General features: G+C 60.9%; 15 protein-coding genes and 2 pseudogenes. 11 read left to right on the top strand and 6 right to left on the bottom strand.

Features of this window, described 5'->3' with window-relative positions:
* Positions 1 to 285: 285 nt before the first annotated feature.
* Both PSFL_RS18810 and PSFL_RS18805 read right to left on the bottom strand, forming a co-directional pair.
* Positions 286 to 1035 carry a LysR family transcriptional regulator gene (locus PSFL_RS18810; RefSeq protein ID WP_397470362.1) on the bottom strand — a complete coding sequence of 250 codons (750 nt, stop codon included), beginning with the start codon at positions 1033 to 1035 and terminating at the stop codon, positions 286 to 288.
* Positions 1035 to 1885, bottom strand: a pseudogene (locus PSFL_RS18805) (EamA family transporter). The gene PSFL_RS18810 and the pseudogene PSFL_RS18805 overlap by 1 nt, the downstream one beginning before the upstream one ends.
* A gap of 216 nt (positions 1886 to 2101) precedes the next feature.
* Between PSFL_RS18805 and PSFL_RS18800 the strand changes: the two are divergent.
* Together PSFL_RS18800 and PSFL_RS18795 are read left to right on the top strand one after the other, a co-directional pair.
* Positions 2102 to 3445 carry an MATE family efflux transporter gene (locus tag PSFL_RS18800; RefSeq protein ID WP_057958218.1) on the top strand — a complete coding sequence of 448 codons (1344 nt, stop codon included), beginning with the start codon at positions 2102 to 2104 and terminating at the stop codon, positions 3443 to 3445.
* A 118-nt stretch (positions 3446 to 3563) separates the two neighbouring features.
* Positions 3564 to 5057, top strand: a complete 1494-nt coding sequence (locus tag PSFL_RS18795) for a M91 family zinc metallopeptidase (protein WP_120731451.1) — start codon at positions 3564 to 3566, stop codon at positions 5055 to 5057.
* 4 nt (positions 5058 to 5061) lie between these two features.
* Here the strand turns inward: PSFL_RS18795 and speA are convergent, their stop codons facing one another.
* The 4 genes from speA to PSFL_RS18775 all read right to left on the bottom strand — a co-directional run bounded on the left by speA (position 5062) and on the right by PSFL_RS18775 (position 9333).
* Complete coding sequence (speA, locus tag PSFL_RS18790) at positions 5062 to 6975, bottom strand: arginine decarboxylase (RefSeq protein WP_029297633.1); 1914 nt, start codon at positions 6973 to 6975, stop codon at positions 5062 to 5064.
* A 196-nt stretch (positions 6976 to 7171) separates the two neighbouring features.
* A complete protein-coding gene (locus PSFL_RS18785) occupies positions 7172 to 7543 on the bottom strand; it encodes a translation initiation factor Sui1 (RefSeq protein ID WP_029297635.1) in 372 nt (123 codons plus the stop codon).
* A gap of 182 nt (positions 7544 to 7725) precedes the next feature.
* Positions 7726 to 8262: an NUDIX hydrolase gene (locus PSFL_RS18780; protein WP_057437578.1), complete on the bottom strand. Its 537-nt coding sequence runs from the start codon at positions 8260 to 8262 to the stop codon at positions 7726 to 7728.
* Between the two features lie 3 nt (positions 8263 to 8265).
* The gene (locus tag PSFL_RS18775) at positions 8266 to 9333 is read right to left on the bottom strand and encodes a DUF2333 family protein (RefSeq protein ID WP_057437575.1); all 1068 of its coding nucleotides are present in this window, start codon (positions 9331 to 9333) and stop codon (positions 8266 to 8268) included.
* A gap of 274 nt (positions 9334 to 9607) precedes the next feature.
* Here PSFL_RS18775 and PSFL_RS18770 point away from each other — a divergent pair, with 274 nt between their 5' ends.
* The 9 genes and pseudogenes from PSFL_RS18770 (at position 9608) to fis (ending at position 19826) form a co-directional block, all read left to right on the top strand.
* Positions 9608 to 11278 (top strand): PleD family two-component system response regulator, encoded by a 1671-nt coding sequence (locus PSFL_RS18770; RefSeq protein WP_115127297.1) that lies wholly within the window; start codon positions 9608 to 9610, stop codon positions 11276 to 11278.
* Between the two features lie 1506 nt (positions 11279 to 12784).
* Positions 12785 to 13294 (top strand): annotated as a pseudogene (locus PSFL_RS18765) (methyl-accepting chemotaxis protein); the annotation flags it as partial.
* Between the two features lie 300 nt (positions 13295 to 13594).
* Entirely contained in the window at positions 13595 to 14050 is a 456-nt protein-coding gene (aroQ, locus tag PSFL_RS18760; protein WP_057437567.1) for a type II 3-dehydroquinate dehydratase, read from the top strand.
* 24 nt (positions 14051 to 14074) lie between these two features.
* Complete coding sequence (gene accB, locus PSFL_RS18755; protein ID WP_057437565.1) at positions 14075 to 14539, top strand: acetyl-CoA carboxylase biotin carboxyl carrier protein; 465 nt, start codon at positions 14075 to 14077, stop codon at positions 14537 to 14539.
* Positions 14540 to 14556: 17 nt separating this feature from the next.
* Positions 14557 to 15918, top strand: a complete 1362-nt coding sequence (gene accC / locus PSFL_RS18750; protein ID WP_003188188.1) for an acetyl-CoA carboxylase biotin carboxylase subunit — start codon at positions 14557 to 14559, stop codon at positions 15916 to 15918.
* A gap of 273 nt (positions 15919 to 16191) precedes the next feature.
* Positions 16192 to 17070: a 50S ribosomal protein L11 methyltransferase gene (prmA, locus tag PSFL_RS18745; RefSeq protein ID WP_057958210.1), complete on the top strand. Its 879-nt coding sequence runs from the start codon at positions 16192 to 16194 to the stop codon at positions 17068 to 17070.
* Positions 17071 to 17100: 30 nt separating this feature from the next.
* Positions 17101 to 18309: a DUF3426 domain-containing protein gene (locus PSFL_RS18740; protein ID WP_057437561.1), complete on the top strand. Its 1209-nt coding sequence runs from the start codon at positions 17101 to 17103 to the stop codon at positions 18307 to 18309.
* Between the two features lie 186 nt (positions 18310 to 18495).
* A complete protein-coding gene (dusB, locus tag PSFL_RS18735) occupies positions 18496 to 19509 on the top strand; it encodes a tRNA dihydrouridine synthase DusB (protein WP_057437552.1) in 1014 nt (337 codons plus the stop codon).
* Positions 19506 to 19826, top strand: coding sequence for a DNA-binding transcriptional regulator Fis (gene fis / locus PSFL_RS18730; RefSeq protein ID WP_003186237.1), 321 nt, complete (start codon positions 19506 to 19508; stop codon positions 19824 to 19826). Before dusB ends, fis begins: the two co-directional genes overlap by 4 nt.
* Positions 19827 to 19830: the final 4 nt, after the last annotated feature.

Raw genomic sequence — 19830 nt, 5'->3', positions numbered from 1 at the left:
AGTGAAGCGGGTTATGGTGGCGATCACATTGACCGACGGAGGGCGATTTGGTTCTGCGTGCAGGCCAAGTCAGGTCAAACCCTACCTCTGAAATGCTCCAGCGCCCGCTATTTGCGGATGCCTCGCCCCAACCTCCCGCAAAAATTCACCCGCGCTGAGCTTGAGCCACTCAATCAACCGGGCGATGGCCGGCTCGGACTGTCGACCATTGCGGCAAATAATGTAGTACGCCGCCGGCGACATCATCACCGGGCTGCTCAAGGCAACCAACGCCCCCTCTTCCAATTAGTCGTATACCAACGCCGTCCGGCCCAGAGCGATCCCACCCCCCTTGACCGCAAGGCTTATAGCCAGGCTCGAATCCGGAAACCGAGGCCCAGGGTGATACGGGGGCGCCGCCACCCCCTGGAACGCAAACCAACTCTCCCACCCCGGACAGATCTGATCATCCGCCCGGTGAATCAATGGGTACCGGGCGATATCCTTCGGCGCAATATCGCCATGCTCGCGATAAAACGCCGGCGAACATACGGGAAACACCGCATCGCGCATCAGCAACTCGACATGATGCTCCGGATAGTCCCCACCACCTATGACCACTGCGACATCAAATTGATGAGCACCCAGGCTGGCAGGGCTCATATCTGCGCTGGTCAGCACCAGGTCGAGATTGAACGAGGCGTCAGTATGCGAGCCATGCACTCTGGGAATCAGCCAGGTCGAACAGAGTGAAGAGGTGCACGAGAGGTACAACGGTTGGGCTTCGCGCGGATTGAGAACCTGCAACGCCGCCTCCAGCCCTTTGAAAAACCCATCAGTGACCGGCAACAAGGCGTGCCCTGCCGACGTCAGCTTGACGCCACGTGAGTGCCGCTCAAACAACTGCACGCCCCACCACTCTTCCAGGCCCGCAATTTGATGGCTGATGGCACTGGCGGTGAGGTTAAGCTCAGATGCCGCACGCGCGAAACTGCCCGTTTGCGCGGCGCTGACAAAAGCCTGAAGCATCGCAGTAGGTGGAGGACGCTGAGCCATCAAGTGCTCACTTTGATCAGGATGATCCCGCAAACAATGACGCACGCCGAGAGCATCCGTCGCCAGCCGAACCGTTCATGAAAGAACAGCGCGGCAATAATGGCGCCGATAATAACACTGGTTTCCCGCAGCGCTGAGACCTTGGCCACCGCGTCCAGCGACAGCGCGAACAACACCAGGCCGTAGGATGCCAGGTAACCCCCCCCCCCCCCAAGACACCCACTCGCCAATGACTGCCAATGGTTTGGACAAGTGCCGCACGCTCCTTGCAAAACGCCAGCAGCGGGATAGGAATGTTCTGGAACACCGTCAGGTAAATAATGTATTGCAGCACCGTTTCACTGGCTCTCACACCCTTGGCGTCCACCACTGTGTAGGACGCAATAAACACTCCAGCGCCCACCGCCATCAGGATTGGTTTGAGCATGTGCGCGGTCATCCTGCGCACAAATGTCAGGCTGATGATCCCCAGGCAAATCAACAACACCCCGGCCATCGCCTGGAACGACAGTTGCTCATGCAGCAGAAAGTAGGAAAACAACGCCACCAGCACCGGCGGCACACCACGCATCACCGGGTAGACCTGACCGAAGTCGCCCGTCTCATAGGCCTTGATCAGAAACAGGCGATAGACCGTATTCAATATCACCGAGAGCAGTACATAACCCCAGACTTGCAGGCTCGGCACATTGACCAGCGGCAGCGCCGCCAGGCAGATCACCAGCGCCGTGCCATCGACGATGGCCAGGGTCATGAAGCGGCTGCTGCCGGCTCGGACAACAGCGTTCCAGGTGGCGTGCATGAAGGCGGAGATCAGGACCAGGGTGATCGCGATATCGGAGTTATCCATGGAGTTTGGCTGTTCTGAGGAGAAGGCGGGTATTTAACTCAGCCTCGCGTGCTGGCCAGAAGCGAAAGCTCATCAGCGCAGCCATGAGCCTTCATCATGCCGACATTGCCACCCACAACGCTGGGACCTGCTGTGGGAGCTGGCTTGCCTGCTCCCACATTGGGTCTGCGATGCTGCCCAGGCAGCGTTACAATGCCGCTCCCCCAAGGAGCCCGCATGTCCACCTTACTCACCGACTGGCGTCATCGCCCCACTCACCGCCGTGTCTGGGCCCTGGCCGCGCCGATGATTCTGTCGAATATTTCGGTACCGCTGGTGGCGCTGGTGGACAGCATGGTCATCGGCCACCTGCCCCACGCCCACCAATTGGGCGCCGTGGCCGTAGGGGCCAGCCTGTATACCTTCCTGGCCTGGGCCATGGGCTTTCTGCGCATGGGCACGACCGGGTTTGCCGCCCAGGCCGCCGGGCGCAATGATGGCGCGGCGCTGCGGCAAATCCTGCTGCAAGGTCTGCTGCTGGCACTGGGGTTGGCGATGGTGCTGGGCACGGTGGGCATTCCCCTGAGCCACCTGGCGCTGGAGTGGATGCAGCCCTCCGCCGAGTTGAATCAACTGACCCGCGAGTTCTTCCACACCCGCCTGTTCGGCCTGCCCGCCGCCCTGGCTACCTATGCCTTGGTGGGCTGGTTCCTGGGCACGCAAAACGCCCGGGCCCCGCTGGCGATTCTATTGACCACTAACCTGGTGAATATCGCCCTGAACCTGTGGTTTGTGCTGGGCCTGGACTGGGGCGTGGTCGGCTCGGCGCGGGCCTCGGTGATTGCCGAATGGACCGGCGCCCTGCTCGGCCTGGCCCTCACGCAAAAAGCCCTGCGCGCCTACCCTGGGCATATCGCCTGGGCGGCGCTCAAGGTCTGGCAAAGCTGGCGCGCGCTGCTGGCGGTCAACCGCGACATCTTTATCCGCAGCCTGGCGCTGCAGTCGGTGTTTTTCATGATCACGGTGCAAGGCGCACGGTTGGGCGACGCCACCGTCGCGGCCAATGCCCTGCTGCTCAACGGGCTGTTGCTGACCGCCCATGCCCTGGATGGCTTGGCCCACGCGGTAGAAGCGCTGTGCGGCCACGCCATCGGCGCCCGTGACCGCCAGGCCCTGCGCCGCTCACTGGTGGTCGCTTGCGGTTGGTCGCTGATCGCCAGTCTCGGCTTCGCCCTGCTGTTTACCTTCGGCGGGCACCTGTTTATCGCCATGCAGACCGATATCCCCAGCGTGCGCGCAACCGCCGATCTCTACCTGCCGTACCTTGCGGTACTGCCGTTGATTGCGGTGTGGAGTTACTTGTTGGACGGTTTGTTTATCGGCGCGACCCGCGCGCGGGAGATGCGCAATGGCATGTTGCTGACGGTGCTGATTATGCTGCCGCTTGCCTGGGCGTTGCAGGGGTTGGGGAACCACGGGCTGTGGATAACGTTCCTGCTGTTTATGGCGGTGCGCAGTCTGACGTTGTGGGCGATTGCGTGGCGACTGAACAAACAGGACCGCTGGCTCGGCCAACCCTGAGAACGCGGGCTATCTGTTGATTGTTACAAAACAGCTTGGCTGTTTTTCGGGGAGCAGACCACAGAGCATTTACACCTTCGAGGTCAAACATCACCTCTCATCCAAGGTAGGTCTGTGAATGAATATACTCCCGACACCAGCAACCGCAGCCCCCCTTTCACCACGCGTCACTCCACCGGCGGAACCGGTCGGCACCCCACATATCAGCGTTTTAGCGGATGATGGAAACACCAAGATCCAGCAGATTTCAACCTATAAAACAGACCCTCAAGGCAAGCGTGTGCCCGATGTCAGCAGAGTGCTGATTACCACCTCCGACCGGGCTGACAACGTCAGTATTACCGTAGGCGCAAACCACCAGCTCAACGCGCGTATCAATGGCAAAGACTACAAACTCCCACTGACAGCAAACAACAACGCGCACTCACTGAGGATCAACACTGCTGGAGGCAATGACCGTATTACCGTCGACAAGTACGTCAACATCGAAATGCACATAAACAGCGGCGACGGTGATGACGATATTGTTTCAAATGGGCGAGTGGGGACCGTGATCGGTGGAAAAGGAAACGATCACATACGCTTGGGCACCGGCGATATGGCGGTAACTGGCGGTGATGGCGACGACACAATTACTGCCGGCACGGGCAACGCTGCGATATCGGGAGGAAAAGGAAACGATCACCTGTATGCAGGCTTTGGTCCTGCCAACAGAGTGTTATTCCTCAACGGCGACAGGGGAGATGACCATCTTTACGCTGGGCCTGGCAAGGTTGTACTAAACGGGGGAAGGGGCAATGACACACTGAGTGGTTATTACCGGACTACCTTTTATAGCGGCGAGGGCGCCGACGCCATTAACTCTTATGATAAAAACGATAAGATCTATGCCAAGTCTACCGACACAATTAACAACCAAGGCAACTCTAAAATCATCCCTGTTACATATTCCGAGAGCGGTAGAAAAGGCCTGGTAATAAAAGGTACAGAACAATTCATAGAACAGACGGAAGATGTTATAGACCGACTAAGAGCCTCACCAGCGGGTCAAAAAGCACTCGAAGCCATGGATCAATTTGTTGAAGACGGGCATAGGCCTATCGTCCTTACCGAATCGCACACCCCAGGCTTTAGCGCCTACGGATTCAGGAATGAGTACACCTCAAACGCTGAACTCAGGAAAGACCCTTTCCGCCCTGAGTTTGGTTATATAAAAGACAACAAACCGGGTTCAGTTTCGACCCAGCCCGAAATCGTTTTCGAACCCGCTGACTTTGACCAGACCTTTTCCATCTCCCCGGAGATTACGCTCCATCATGAACTCGCTCACGCGTTCAATGGAGCCACAGGGACGGGCATACCTGGCAAACAAATCCTGAAGGACGCTAATGGAGCCCCCCTCCTCAGAAGCGGAGTGCCGAGAACCGTAAACAACGAGGAATACCAAGTGGTTGGAATTCCCACGGATGCCACGCCTTTCGACTTTGACAATAACCCCAACACTCCAGCGACCAACGTCAACCCTTATCCCTTCACGGAAAACGCCCTCCGTGAGGAAATGGGCGTTCCGCTGCGCGACCGTTATGACGTGGATGAGGCGCCGCGCATCTGATAAGTCAGGAAGACAGGTACGAGGAGCGGGTCAGGCCCAGGCGCAAAGCATCCAGGAACTGCGTACGCTCCGCCGCCGTGATCTTCGCGCTGGCGCACTTGTCACGGTAGTGGGTCATCAACTCCTCCGGCGACAAGTGCACGTAGCGCAGCATGTCTTCGATGGTGTCGTGGGTCTCGATCCCAGCGCTGTAGACCGTGCCGTCGTCGCGCTGGTAGATGTTCACCGAGTCGGTGTCACCGAACAGGTTGTGCATGTCCCCGAGGATCTCCTGGTAGGCGCCCACCAGGAAGATGCCCAGCAGGTAATCTTCGCCTTCGTTCAAACCGTGCACCGGCAAGCTGGTCTCGATGCTCTGCTCGTCGACGTATTGCTTGATCTTGCCGTCGGAGTCACAGGTCAGGTCTTGCAGTACTGCACGGCGCAGCGGCTCTTCGTCGAGGCGATGCAGCGGCAGAATCGGCAGTACCTGGCCGATGGCCCAGGTGTCCGGCAGGCTCTGGAATACCGAGAAGTTGCAGATGTACTTGTCGGCCAGCTTGTCATTGAGTTCGTCCAGCACCTGGCGGTGCGAGCGCTGGCGGGCCTTGAGCGAGTTGTGCAGGCGGCGGCACACGGCGAAGTAGCACTGTTCGGCCAGGGCTTTTTCCGCGAGGGTCAGTTTGCCGTCGGCGTACTGGGCGGCCACGTCGCTCATGTAGTGGGTGGCGCGCCAGTAGGTTTCGGTGACCATTTCAATGTCGGTCGGGCCCAGCAGGTCAACCAGCCATTGCACGGTTTCCGGCAGGCTTTCCTTGTTCTCGATCACCGGCACGTCGTCGTTGTGTTTCTCGACGTCGGTGACTTGCACCACCAGCATGGCGTGGTGAGCGGTCAGGGAGCGGCCGCTTTCGGAGAAGATGTTGGGGTGCGGCAGGTTCTGCGCGTCGCAGAACTCCTTGAGCATGCCCACCACCACGCCGGCGTAGTCGTCCATGTCGTAGTTGATCGAGCTGGCGTTGCGCGAGTGGGTACCGTCGTAGTCCACGCCCAGGCCGCCGCCGACGTCGATGTGGTCCACCGGCAGGCCAAGGTTGCGCAGTTCACCGTAGTAACGGATGGCTTCCTTGAACCCGTGCTGGTAGTCCGCCAGGTTGGCGATCTGCGAGCCCATATGGAAGTGCAACAGGCGGATGCCCTGGTCCAGGCCGGCGGCGCGGAAGCGCTCGACCACCGACAGCAACTGCGCCGCCGACAGGCCGAACTTGGACTTCTCGCCACCGGTGTCTGCCCACTTGCTCGACGCCAGGGACGACAGGCGCACCCGCAGGCCGACCTGTGGCTTGACCTTGAGGTTGGCGGCTTCTTCGATCACCAGGCCCACTTCGGACTCTTTCTCGATCACGATAAACACGTTGTGACCCAGCTTCTGCCCCATCAGCGCGAGGCGGATGAACTCACGATCCTTGTAACCGTTGCAGACGATGGTGCCGCCTTTCGGTGCCAGGGCCAGCACCGCCAGAAGCTCAGGCTTGGAGCCGGCTTCCAGGCCGATGGACACGTCCTGGGTGGCGATGATGTTCTCGATCACCGCTTCCTGCTGGTTGACCTTGATCGGGTACAGCGCGGTGTATTTGCTCTGGTATTCCAGGCGCTCGATGTTCGCGTCGAAGGCGCCGGTCAGCTGGCGCACGCGGTCTTGCAGGATATCCGGGAAGCGCACCAGCAACGGCAGGGACAGGCCGCTTTTGCGCAGCTCGTCCACTTGCTCGTACAAGTCGATGGGCGAGCTGTTCGGGCCGTTCGGACGGACTTCAACGCGACCGGCATCATTGATCGCGAAATATCCGGCCCCCCAATGGCGAATCCCGTAAACACTGCGGCTGTCCGCAACTGTCCATTGGCTGCCATCGTCTTTGCGTGTGCGTCGTACGGACATCGAAGTCCCCTATATAAAGTCGAAGAGCGCCACCCAAGTCAGAGGCTGGCGCAGTCTAAAGAGTGAAAATGACGATTTGCCTGTGAGAGAGGTAGACCCCGCTCGCAGGACAGAGTTTAGACACCGGTCAGGAACAGGCTCTGTGAAACCATGGAAACGACGAGCGCGCTCGTCGGTGCGGGTTTCACAGAGGCTGCTAGCCGCCGGATTTCTTCGCCTTGTAACCGAGCTTGATCAACTCGGCCAACAGCAACTCGACGTGATCGCCCTGGATTTCGATGATCCCGTCTTTCAGGGCGCCACCGGTGCCACAGCGCTTTTTCAGCACGGTGGCCAACTCCTTGAGTGGCTCGGCCGCCAGAGGCACGCCGGTGATGGTGGTCACCGTCTTGCCGCCACGGCCCTTGCTCTCGCGGCGTACGCGGGCAATACCGTCACCTTCGGGAATCAGGGTCTGTTTGCAGGTACAGGCGTCCACGGGCTGGCGACAGTCCGGGCAATGCCGACCTGCGTCGGTGGAAAACACCAGGCCACCAAGGGCGGCGAAGGATGCGGCTTTTTTGGCCACCGGCAATCCTCTTGGGAGGATGAAGACTGATCAGTGCCCGTCAACCGGCCACCAACCGCGAAGCCCCACTCAGGCAGGGGCAGCGCTACCGAACCGCCAAGGCAGTTCGGCTTGAAAAGTCGCGCAGTGTAACGGCAAAAAGCCTACTTGCTAAGAGCCAAATGGCGCCAATTTATGCAACTTTAGCGACGCGCCGCCAGATAGCGTTTTAAGGCGGCCAGGGAGTCGGGGCAATAGGACTTTTGCTCGATATCGGCCAGGACTGCCTCAATGGACATAAAACGCGCTTCCAGCACCTCTTCGGGCTGCAGCTGCAGCGGCCCATCCCAGACCGCCGAAAACGCCGAGCACCAGAGCCGGTTGCCCGTGTCCTCGAAAAAGAAGTGGTCGTGGGCGGTCAGCTCTACACCGCTGACGCCCAATTCTTCTGCCAGCTCACGGGCGGCCGACTGCTCGTAGGTCTCGCCAGCCCCGACCATGCCGCCCGCCGCCACGTCCCAGTAACCGGGATAGATGGCTTTGCTCAGGGTGCGCCGGTGCACGCACAGTTCACCCTTCGAGTTAAATAGCATGATGTAGGTGCCGCGCCCGATCAGCCCGCGCTCGCGCAGGTCAGCACGCACCAGGGCGCCGAGCAGGTTGTCCTGCTCGTCGACCCAGGCGATGTGTTCGGCATCCGAGGCCGCGCGGTGCGCGACCTCCTTGGCGCTATCGACCATGACTCAACCCTGGTTCAGCAGTTGACGCAAGTCGATCACCGCCGCGTTGGCGCGGGAGATGTAGTTGGCCATCACCAGCGAGTGGTTGGCCAATACGCCATAGCCGCTGCCATTGAGGATCATCGGGCTCCACAGGGTTTCCTGGGACGCCTCCAGCTCACGAATGATCTGGCGCACGCTGACGGTGGCGTTTTTCTTGGCCAGCACGTCGGCAAAGTCGACTTCGATGGCGCGCAACAGGTGGGACAGGGCCCAGGCCTGGCCGCGGGCCTCGTAGAACACGTTGTCGATCTGCATCCATGGGGTTTCCACCACTTCTTCATCGAGCTGCGGCACTTCGCCCGGCGCCAGCGTTTCGGTTTTCAGCGCGGTATTGAGCTTGACCCGGCCGACACTGGCCGACAGGCGCTGCGACAACGAACCGAGGCGGGTAGCAACATCGCCCAGCCAGTTGTTCAGGTTGTCGGCACGCGCGTAGAACAACGCGCCTTTCTGGTTGGGGTCGGACAGGCGCGCCTGATAGCGGTTCAGGGAGTTGATGCCTTCCTGGTACTCCGATTCGCTGGAGGGCAGCACCCAGCTCTTGTTGTCGAAGTTAAAGCGCGGCTCGGCCTTGGCCAGGTCGGCGTCTTCTGCCGATTGCGATTGCGAGCGGGCGAAGTCCTTGCGCAGGGCACGGGTCAGGTCACGCACCTGCACCAGCACGCCATATTCCCAGCTGGGCATATTGTCCATCCACAACCCAGGCGGGAAGCGGTCATTGGAAATATAACCACCAGGCTTGTTCAGCAGGGTACCCACCACGGTCTTGACGGTTTCGACAGTGGTAAAGCCGATGACCATTTGCTTGCCGTCTTTTTCGGCGGCAATTTGCGCGTTTTGCTGGACCGGGAACAACGCTGGCTCCTGGCTCCAATACCAGCCCAGGCCACCGGTGACCAACAGGTAAATCACCACCAGGGTCATCAGGGCACGGCTCATCAACAGATTACGAAAATAGCTGCGGGAGGCCGACTTGGGCGCAGGGCTTGGGCCTGGGGCGCTGCCTGCACGGTTTTTCCAGTCCAGCATGGCGGATATCCTTTCAGTCACTTGAGTTCAATAGCTACGACCACAACCCTACCCCATCGTGCCCGTCGGTGCGGGGCTTTTAATCAAGGTGGCGTAAAGCTGGCACTCAACTATAAAGGATGGGCGCCGATGCGCCTACGCGACCCAAGGGTCAGCAAATGAATCCACAGGACGCTGCAGTTAATTGACGTATGACACTCGTGCGAATGAAAAGAGGTGCTAGCATAGAGCCACCAGTCGACCTCAGCATGCACCCTTACCTAGTAGTCAGGATATGACCGAGCCAGAAGACCCCAGTCGTGAGCGTCTCAAGCACCACTTTGCCCAGCGGGTAATTCATCAGGCGCGTCAAATTCTTGAGATCTGGCAGCGTTTACAGCGCAGCGAATGGTCGAACGCCGAATTGAATGAACTCAGCGAGGCCAATCTGCGCCTGCTGCGTTTTGCCGAACGCTTCGAACAACCCGAGCATGGCCAACTGGCCCGGCACATCATCGAGTCGCTTAAAGCCGTGGACGAAAACCGCGGCCGCCTGAGCAGCCACCTGATCACCGACCTCAACCGTTTGATGCAGCGCCTGTCGCGGACCGGTCTGCGTCAGGGCGACCAGTTGGACCAGACCTTCCTGCCGCCGATGCGCAAGCCGATCTACGTGATGCTCGCCGATCACGACCGCGCCGAGCGCCTGGCCAAGCAGCTGGAATTCTTTGGCTTGAGTGCGCAGTCCCTGGACAGCGTGGCCGCCTTCCGTTCGTCCATGGCCGAACGCCTGCCGGCGGCGATTGTGATGGACGTGGACTTCTGTGGCGCCGGCCTGGGCCTGAAGTTGGCCGCCGAAGCCCAGGAAGGCCTGGAGCAGAAACTGCCGCTGCTGTTCTTCAGCCTGCACGAAACCGACACCCCCACCCGCCTGGCCGCCGTGCGCGCCGGTGGCCAGGAGTTCCTTACCGGGACCCTGGAGGCGTCGAGCCTGCTGGAAAAAATCGAGGTGCTGACCTGCGTCGCCCAGTACGAACCCTATAAAGTGTTGATCATCGACGACTCCCGCGCCCAGGCGATGCACACCGAACGCCTGCTCAACAGCGCCGGGATCGTCACCCGCACCCTGATCGAGCCGATTCAGGCCATGGCCGAGCTGGCGGACTTCCAGCCCGACCTGATCATCCTCGACATGTATATGCCAGCCTGTACCGGCACCGAGTTGGCCAAGGTGATCCGCCACAATGACCGCTATGTCAGCGTGCCGATCATTTATCTGTCGGCCGAAGATGACCTGGATAAACAGCTGGACGCCATGAGCGAAGGCGGCGACGACTTCCTCACCAAGCCGATCAAGCCGCGCCACCTGATCACCACCGTACGCAACCGCGCCGCCCGCGCCCGCCACCTCAAGGCGCGGATGGTGCGCGACAGCCTGACCGGCCTGTACAACCACACCCATATCCTGCAACTGCTGGAAGACTGCAGCTTCCGCTCGCGCCGCGAGAACAAGCCGTTGAGCTTTGCCATGCTCGACATTGACCACTTCAAGCGGGTCAACGACAGCCACGGCCACCCCATGGGCGACCGCGTGATCAAGAGCCTGGCGCTGTTTCTCAAGCAGCGCCTGCGCAAGACCGACTACATCGGCCGTTACGGCGGCGAAGAATTCGCCATCGTGATGCCCGACACCGACCTGGACGCCGCTTGCAAAGTGCTCGATGAAATCCGTGGGCGCTTTGCCGAAATCCACTACCCGGCCCAGCCCCAGGACTTGTGGTGCACCTTCAGCGCCGGAGTGGTCGAGCTGTGCGACGGCTCCGACAGCCTGATGATGGCCGCCCAGGCCGACGAAGCGCTGTACCGGGCCAAGGACGCCGGGCGCAATCGCGTGCACGCCGCAGGCACATCAAGGCAAAGTGCCACCTTTTCATCGGATTCCACTCAGTCCGTCATAACGCTGTAACGAAAACGCAATAACTTCAGGCACTTATTCTTCCGCCGTTGGTTGAAACCACGCATGCGCCTGAAGCTGCTGACAAATCTCAATACCCTTCTGCTGGTCGCCGTTTGCCTGGCCCTGGGCGCTACGCTCTGGTGGTCGCAACGGGCGCTTGAACGCCCTTATGTGCTGATGGAGCGCTACCTGGGCCTGTCCCAAGCCTTCCAGAACCAGACCGCGCGCAATATCGACGACTATTTGGCCAGCGGCGATGCCTTGCGCCTGAGCGCTGCCGGCCAGAGCCTGGAAAGCCTGGCGCTGAACCTAGACGAACTGCCGCCTGAGCTGAGCGAAAAATTGCGCCCCGGCTTGCTGGACCTTGAGGGTTTCAGCAAGACCGACCTGCTGGCCGCCGGCAAGCTGGCCGGCGACCCACAAGCCTTGCTGCTGCAAGCCGAGCGGGAGCTGGGGGCCAATCTGGAGCAACTGAGCCAGTACGCCATCGGCGTCAGCTCACCGGACGCGGCGCGTTATCTACCACCGTTGCTCGCCGCCGCGCAGCATCTGGGGCGGCTATCCCTGGCGCGGGACAAACTGGTGAGCAGTGGGCGCAGCGAGCTGGCGGCCGATGTGGAGCGTGAACTGGCCAACATCCGCAGCCAGGCGGACTTGATTGAGCAGCTACCACTGTTGGGCGTGACCGCCAGCAGTGCCTCCAACAGCGATGATTTTTCGGCGTTGATGGGCCTGGAAAGCAGCGAAACCACGGTCGCCGAAGACACCGGCGTAGGCCTCAAGCGCGAGCTCAACAGCCTGCTCACGCGCTACCCTTCCGAACTGGCGCGGACCCGCGAGCAAATCCAGAAACGTACCGAACTGGCCGCCGCCACCCACCTGAAAATCAACACCGTGCAGCACGCCATTGCTGCGCTGGAGCCCGAAGTGCGCGCCCAGCACGCTCGAATCCAGGGCGAAGTGCGGGTGATCCAAGGCGTAATGATTGGCCTGATCCTGCTGATCGCCCTGCTCATCGACACCCTGCAACGGCGCCTGGCGCGGGTGCTGACCAGCCTGGCGCCGGCCCTGTCGACCTGGGCCGAGGGCGACTTCAGCCAGGAGATCGCCCTGGGTGTAACCAACCGTGAACTGCATGATATTGAAGCCTCGCTCAATCGCCTGCGGACTTACCTGGTGAACCTGGTGGGCACTATTCGCGCAAATGCCGAGCAAGTGGCCGGCAGCAGCCGCGCCCTGGCCGAACTGAGCGGCGGCCTGCATGACGGCGCCGAACGCCAGGCCGGGGACACTGCGCAAATCCGTGATTCATTGGGCGAGTTGGAGGCCACTATCCAGCAGGTCGCGGGTGACGCCAGCCAGGCCGCCGGGGCCAGCCGCAGCGCCGGCGAGGCCGTGGAGCATGGGCAACGGGTGATCGGCTTGAGCCTGACCGGCCTGCACGCGCTGGTGGGCGAAGTGCAGGGCAATGCGCAAATGATCGAGAAACTCGCCGAAGAGTCCGCGACCATTGGCAACGTGCTCACGGTGATCCGCTCGATTGCCGAGCAGACCAACCTGCTGGCGCTCAACGCCGCCATCGAAGCCGCCCGCGCCGGCGAGGCCGGGCGTGGGTTTGCCGTGGTCGCCGACGAAGTACGCTCCCTGGCCCAGCGCACGGCGGGCGCCACCGCCGAGATCCAGACCTTGATCGCCGGCCTGCAAACCGCAGCACGGCAATCGGTGGAAGGCATGCGCGCCCAGGTCGAACACGCCGAAGCCACCGCCCAGCAAGCCGAAGCGGCCGACGGCGCACTGGACGAAATCGTCGGCGCGATCCAGACCATTTCCGACACAGCCATCCGGATTGCCGATGTAACGGCCCAGCAGAGCGGCGCGGTCAGTGAGATCCGCGATAATAGCGAGCGCATCCACCAGTTGGGTGAGGACAACCTGCTGCGCATTGGCCAAGGCCGCCGCCAGGGCGAGCATCTGTTGGTGCTCGGCGGGCAGCTCAACACGGCCGTGCAGGCATTTCGCGTCTGACTCTATCTCCCAAATCAGACGGGAATCAAAAATGTGGGAGCGGGCTTGCTCGCGAATGCGGTGGGTCAGTGATGGATAGGTTGACTGATACACCGCATTCGCGAGCAAGCCCGCCCCCACATTTGATCTCCGGTGTACTCGCAACCGTGTTACCAATGACCGGATCCAAGGCCCTAGTCACAAATTTTGCGCAATCCTCGCTAATCGTGCTGGCTATTGCAGAGAACTGGACAGTCACAAAGGCTTTGCGGCATAGTCGCCGGGTTCTGACGTACCCACATCAATAACAAGGAACAGCCGATGGCGACCTTACTGGTTCTGCACGGACCCAACCTGAACCTGCTCGGCACCCGCGAACCGGGTGTGTACGGTGCAGTCACCCTCGAACAGATCAACCTCGATCTGGAGCGACGGGCCCGTGAAGCCGGCCACCATCTGCTCTACCTGCAAAGCAATGCCGAGTATGAATTGATTGATCGCATTCACGCCGCGCGCAGCGAAGGCGTGGACTTTATCCTGATCAATCCCGCCGCTTTTACGCACACAAGTGTTGCTTTACGTGACGCGCTGCTGGCGGTGAGCATCCCATTCATCGAAGTGCATTTATCGAACGTGCATAAACGCGAAGCTTTCCGCCATCACTCTTACTTCTCCGACGTAGCGGTAGGAGTGATCTGCGGCCTTGGCGCCAGCGGTTACCGACTGGCCCTGGAGGCCGCCCTGGAACACATTGAAGAACAGGCTAAACGCCCCTGACCGACCCTTGGGAGTTGATGATTCATGGATATCCGTAAAGTTAAGAAACTGATCGAACTGCTGGAAGAATCCGGTATCGACGAGCTGGAAATCAAGGAAGGCGAAGAATCCGTACGGATCAGCCGTCACAGCAAGACCCCGGCCCAACAGTTCTACGCACCCCAGATGCAAGCGCCGGCGCCTGCCGCTGCTGCTCCAGCCGCCGCACCTGCTGCTAGCGCTGCACCTGCCGCACCTGCTGCCCCTGCGCTGAACGGTTTCGTGGTCAAGTCGCCAATGGTCGGTACTTTCTACCGCACCCCGGCACCGACCTCGCCAGCCTTCGTTGAAGTGGGCAAGACCGTGAAAGTGGGCGACACCATCTGCATCGTGGAAGCGATGAAGATGATGAACCACATCACGGCCGAAAAAGCCGGCGTCATCGAATCCATCCTGGTAGAAAACGGTCAGCCGGTTGAGTACGACCAGCCGCTGTTCACCATCGTTTGAACCGCGGAGCGCCTTCGATGTTGAAACCTGCGAAGAAACTGCAAAAAGTCCTGATCGCCAACCGCGGCGAGATCGCGCTGCGGATCCTGCGCGCCTGTAAGGAAGAGGGCATCAAGACCGTCGCTGTTTACTCGACGGCCGATACCGAATTGATGCACGTGAAACTGGCGGACGAAAGCATCTGCATTGGCCCGCCACTGGCCACGAACTCGTACCTGAAGGTCTCGAACATCATCGCCGCGGCTGAAGTGACCGGCGCTGACGGCATCCACCCTGGCTACGGCTTCCTCGCGGAAAACGCCGATTTCGCCGAACAGGTGGAAAAATCCGGCTTCGCCTTCATCGGCCCGAAAGCCGAGACCATTCGCCTGATGGGCGACAAGGTGTCGGCCAAGGACGCGATGATCGCAGCCGGCGTGCCAACCGTTCCAGGCTCCGACGGCCCACTGCCGGAAGACGAGGAAACCGCCCTGCGCATTGGTCGCGAAGTCGGTTACCCGGTGATCATCAAGGCCGCCGGCGGCGGTGGTGGTCGCGGCATGCGCGTGGTGCACAAGGAAGAAGACCTGATCGAAGCGGCCAAGCAGACTCGCTCCGAAGCGGGTGCCTGGTTCGGCAACCCGATGGTCTACCTGGAAAAGTACCTGACCAACCCACGTCACGTGGAAGTCCAGGTACTGTCCGACGGCCAGGGCCACGCCATCCACCTGGGCGACCGCGATTGCTCGCTGCAACGCCGTCACCAGAAAGTCCTGGAAGAAGCTCCGGCACCGGGCCTGGATGAAAAAGCACGTCAGGAAGTCCTGGCACGCTGCGTCAAGGCTTGCATCGATATCAACTACCGTGGCGCCGGGACTTTCGAGTTCCTCTACGAGAACGGCCGCTTCTACTTCATCGAGATGAACACTCGTGTGCAGGTAGAGCACCCGGTTTCGGAGATGGTCACCGGTATCGACATCGTCAAGGAGATGCTGAGCATCGCCGCTGGCAACGTGCTGTCCTTTACCCAGGACGACGTGAAGATGCACGGTCACTCCCTGGAGTGCCGGATCAACGCCGAAGACCCGAAAACCTTTATCCCGAGTCCAGGCCTGGTCAAGCATTTCCATGCACCAGGCGGCAACGGCGTTCGCGTCGATTCGCACCTGTACAGCGGCTACAAGGTTCCGTCCAACTACGACTCGCTGATCGGCAAGCTGATCACCTGGGGCGCCACTCGCGACGAGGCCATGGCCCGTATGCGCAATGCCCTGGACGAAATCGTGGTCGACGGCATCAAGACCAACATCCCTCTGCATCGGGATCTGGTTCGTGATGAAGGCTTCTGCGAAGGTGGTGTGAACATTCACTACCTGGAACACAAGCTGGCCAACCAGTAAGTTTGTGCTCCACCCACAAAACCGCCTTCGGGCGGTTTTGTCGTTTATGCGCACACAAGAACACCACAAAACCCTGTAGGAGCTGGCTTGCCTGCGATAGCGGCAGGCCAGGCACTGATGAGCAAGCTGACACCCCGCCATCGCAGGCAAGCCAGCCCCCACATTTGGCTCCCGTGCTGTCAGTGGTGTCGTCTTCTGGCCTGCTCTCGCGTAAACTTGCGCCCTTTCGCAGCCCCACCCCGCTGCACACTCATTTTTTCAAAGGTGCCCGCCATGCCTTGGCTGCAAGTCCGTCTCGCCATCAGCCCAGAACAAGCCGAAACCTATGAAGACGCGTTCCTCGAAGTCGGCGCCGTATCGGTGACCTTCATGGACGCCGAAGACCAGCCGATTTTCGAGCCTGAGCTGAATACCACGCCGCTGTGGTCCCACACCCACTTGCTGGCCCTGTTCGAAGACGGCACCGACGCCAGCAGCGTGTTTGCCCATATGGAACTGCTGACCGGCGGCCCGCTGCCCGAGCACCATAGCGAAGTGATCGAAGACCAGGACTGGGAGCGCAGCTGGATGGACAACTTCCAGCCCATGCGTTTCGGCCAGCGCCTGTGGATCGTACCAAGCTGGCACGCGGCCCCGGAGCCTGAGGCGGTCAACCTGCTGCTGGACCCGGGCCTGGCGTTCGGCACCGGCACCCATCCGACCACCGCCCTGTGCCTGGAATGGCTCGACGGCCAGGACCTGCAAGGCTGCAACGTGCTGGACTTCGGTTGCGGCTCGGGCATCCTGGCCATCGCCGCGCTGTTGCTGGGCGCCAAGGAAGCCGTCGGTACCGATATTGACGTGCAGGCCCTGGAGGCCTCCCGCGATAACGCCGGGCGCAACAACATTCCTGAAGGCAAATTCCCACTGTACCTGCCGGAGCAATTGCCCCAGGTACAGGCCGATGTATTGGTCGCCAATATCCTCGCCGGGCCGCTGGTTTCGCTGGCTCCGCAACTGTCGAGCCTGGTCAGGCCCGGTGGGCGCCTGGCGCTGTCGGGGATCCTCGCCGAGCAGGGCGAAGAAGTCGCCGCCGCCTACGCCCAGGACTTCGACCTGGACCCCATCGCCAACCGCGATGGCTGGGTACGCATCAGCGGTCGTCGGCGCTAGAATGAGCGCCTGCATGAATCGGATGGCCGCATGACCGACAGTTTCGTCACCCAGTGCCCGCATTGCCAAACCCGCTTCCGCGCCAGCCATGCTCAATTGAGCGTGGCCCGTGGTGTGGTTCGTTGCGGCTCGTGCCTGCAAGTGTTCAATGCCGCCCGGCAACTGCTGGAGCAACGCGCCCACGCGCCTGAAGCGCCGGCTGCCGAAGCCCCGCCACGCGCCATCAGCCAGAAGCAATGGACCGCCGAAGAGCTGGACCTGGACCACCTGAACCTCGACGAAGAATTGGCCAAGCTTGAGCGCCGGGAGATCCAACACACCCAGCCCCAGGGCAGCGACCGCCGCCAGGCCGGCGCGGACCGTCGGCAAAAAGACGAGTCGATGATCGCCAGCCGCGATACGGTCAAGGCTGAAGAAGAACAGTGGGCCGCCAGCCTGTTCAGCGACCCGCCGGACGAACGGGCTGCGACAATCGCCCACACCGAGGAAACCGTCGAACCAGCCCCGGCCCCCACGGGCAAGCCCCAGCGTACCGAGCCCTCGATGTCCTTCGACATTCACGAGGTGGACGATGAGCCCGTGCTGCGTGCCGACGACGCTCTCGAGTCGCCCGAACCAACGCTCAGCAGCGAGCCGGACGAACCCGAGCCTGAACCACGCCGCAAGCGCACACGCGCCACGGGCAACGTCCATGACGAGATGCTGCAGGACCTGGAAGACGACCCGCTGCACCTCTACGCCGGCAAGCGCCCCGCCGGCTGGGGCCGCCGCCTGCTCTGGCTGACCCTGGTGCTGCTGGCCGCCGCCGCCCTCGCCGGCCAGTACATTGCCTACCAGTTCGACGACCTGGCCCGCCAGGACAAGTACCGCCCATGGTTCCAGGAACTGTGCCCGAAACTGGGCTGTACCGTGCCGTCGCGGGTGGATATTGCCCATATCAAGAGCAGCAACCTGGTGGTGCGCAGCCATCCGGAGTTTGCCGGCGCGCTGGTGGTGGATGCCATCATCTATAACCGTGCGACGTTCTCCCAGCCGTTCCCGCTGCTGGAGCTGCGCTTTGCAGACCTTAATGGCCGGATGATCGCCAGCCGGCGCTTCAAACCCGCCGAATACCTCAGCGGCGAGTTGGCCGGCCAGACCGAGATGCCGTCCCAGACCCCGATCCATATCGCCCTGGACATTCTCGACCCAGGCAACAAGGCCGTGAACTACAGTTTGAGTTTCCACTCCCCCGAGTGATTGGTTGCGCGCGTCAAGGTTCGGACGGCAGGTTATTGACTTGCTCGTCCACGACCAAACCGCTGGCGATAAGAAAATAACTGCTCAGATTTTATCCAATTCAGCCTTTAACCAGTCATCGAGAGCGGGTATCATGCCAACCCTTTTTCGAACTCTAATGATCCGGCCCCACAACAGGGAAGTCCTATGTCGGCGGTACGCATCGGCCCATATACATTGCCAAACGCTTTGATTCTCGCCCCGATGGCGGGCGTCACTGACCAGCCCTTTCGTCAGCTGTGCAAACGTTTGGGGGCAGGGCTTGTAGTCTCGGAAATGGTCACCAGCGACATGAGCTTGTGGAACACCCGCAAATCGCGGATGCGCATGATCCACGAAGGTGATCCCGAGCCCCGCTCGGTGCAGATCGCCGGCGGTGATGCGCAAATGCTGGCGGATGCAGCCCGAGCCAACGTAGAGCTGGGTGCACAGATTATTGATATCAACATGGGTTGCCCGGCAAAAAAGGTCTGCAACAAGGCCGCCGGTTCCGCCCTGTTGAAGGATGAGCAGTTGGTGGCCGAGATCCTGCACGCCGTGGTGGGTGCAGTGGATGTGCCGGTCACCCTGAAGATTCGCACCGGCTGGGACCGGGACAACAAGAACGGCCTGACGGTGGCGAAGATCGCCGAACAGGCAGGCATTGCAGCATTGGCGGTGCATGGCCGCACCCGCGCTGACCTTTATACCGGCGAGGCCGAATACGACACCATTGCCGCGATCAAGCAGGCAGTGTCGATTCCGGTCTTTGCCAACGGCGACATCGACTCGGCCGAGAAAGCCCGGCGCGTATTGCACGCAACCGGTGCCGATGGCCTGTTGATCGGCCGGGCCGCCCAGGGGCGGCCATGGATTTTTCGTGAGATCGAGCATTTCCTGCGTACCGGCGAAATCATGCCGGCACCGGGGCTGATCGAGGTGGAACGTATTCTGCTAGAGCATCTGGCCGCCCTGCACATCTTCTATGGGGACGTGATGGGCGCGCGCATTGCTCGCAAGCATGTGGGTTGGTACCTCGCAACCCTGCCCGGCGCCAAAGAGTTTCGCACCGGGTTCAATCGTTTGGATGAAACGCAAGCACAGGTCACCGCCGTTCGTGAGTTCTTTGCCGAACGAGACAAGAGCCTGAGAGCAGGGGACGGAGAAGGGGTGGCCGCATGACGATGATGACCGAGACTTTAGTGAGTGGAACAACACCCGTGAGCGACAACGTCAATTTGAAACAGCACCTCAACACGCCGAGCGAAGAAGGCCAGACCCTTCGCGGGAGCGTCGAGAAAGCGCTGCACAATTATTTCGCCCACCTTGAGGGCGCGGCCGTCACGGATGTGTACAACCTGGTGCTCTCCGAAGTCGAGGCGCCCTTGCTCGAAAGCGTGATGAACTACGTCAAGGGCAACCAGACCAAAGCCAGTGAGCTGCTGGGCCTGAACCGTGGGACCCTGCGCAAGAAGCTCAAACAGTACGATTTGCTGTAAGCAT

The sequence above is a fragment of the Pseudomonas sp. DD1 genome, assembly GCF_044510355.1.
Classification (GTDB): Bacteria; Pseudomonadota; Gammaproteobacteria; order Pseudomonadales; family Pseudomonadaceae; genus Aquipseudomonas; species Aquipseudomonas shahriarae.
The sequence above is the reverse complement of the archived record's forward strand: the minus strand, read 5'-3'. Positions and strand labels throughout refer to the sequence as shown.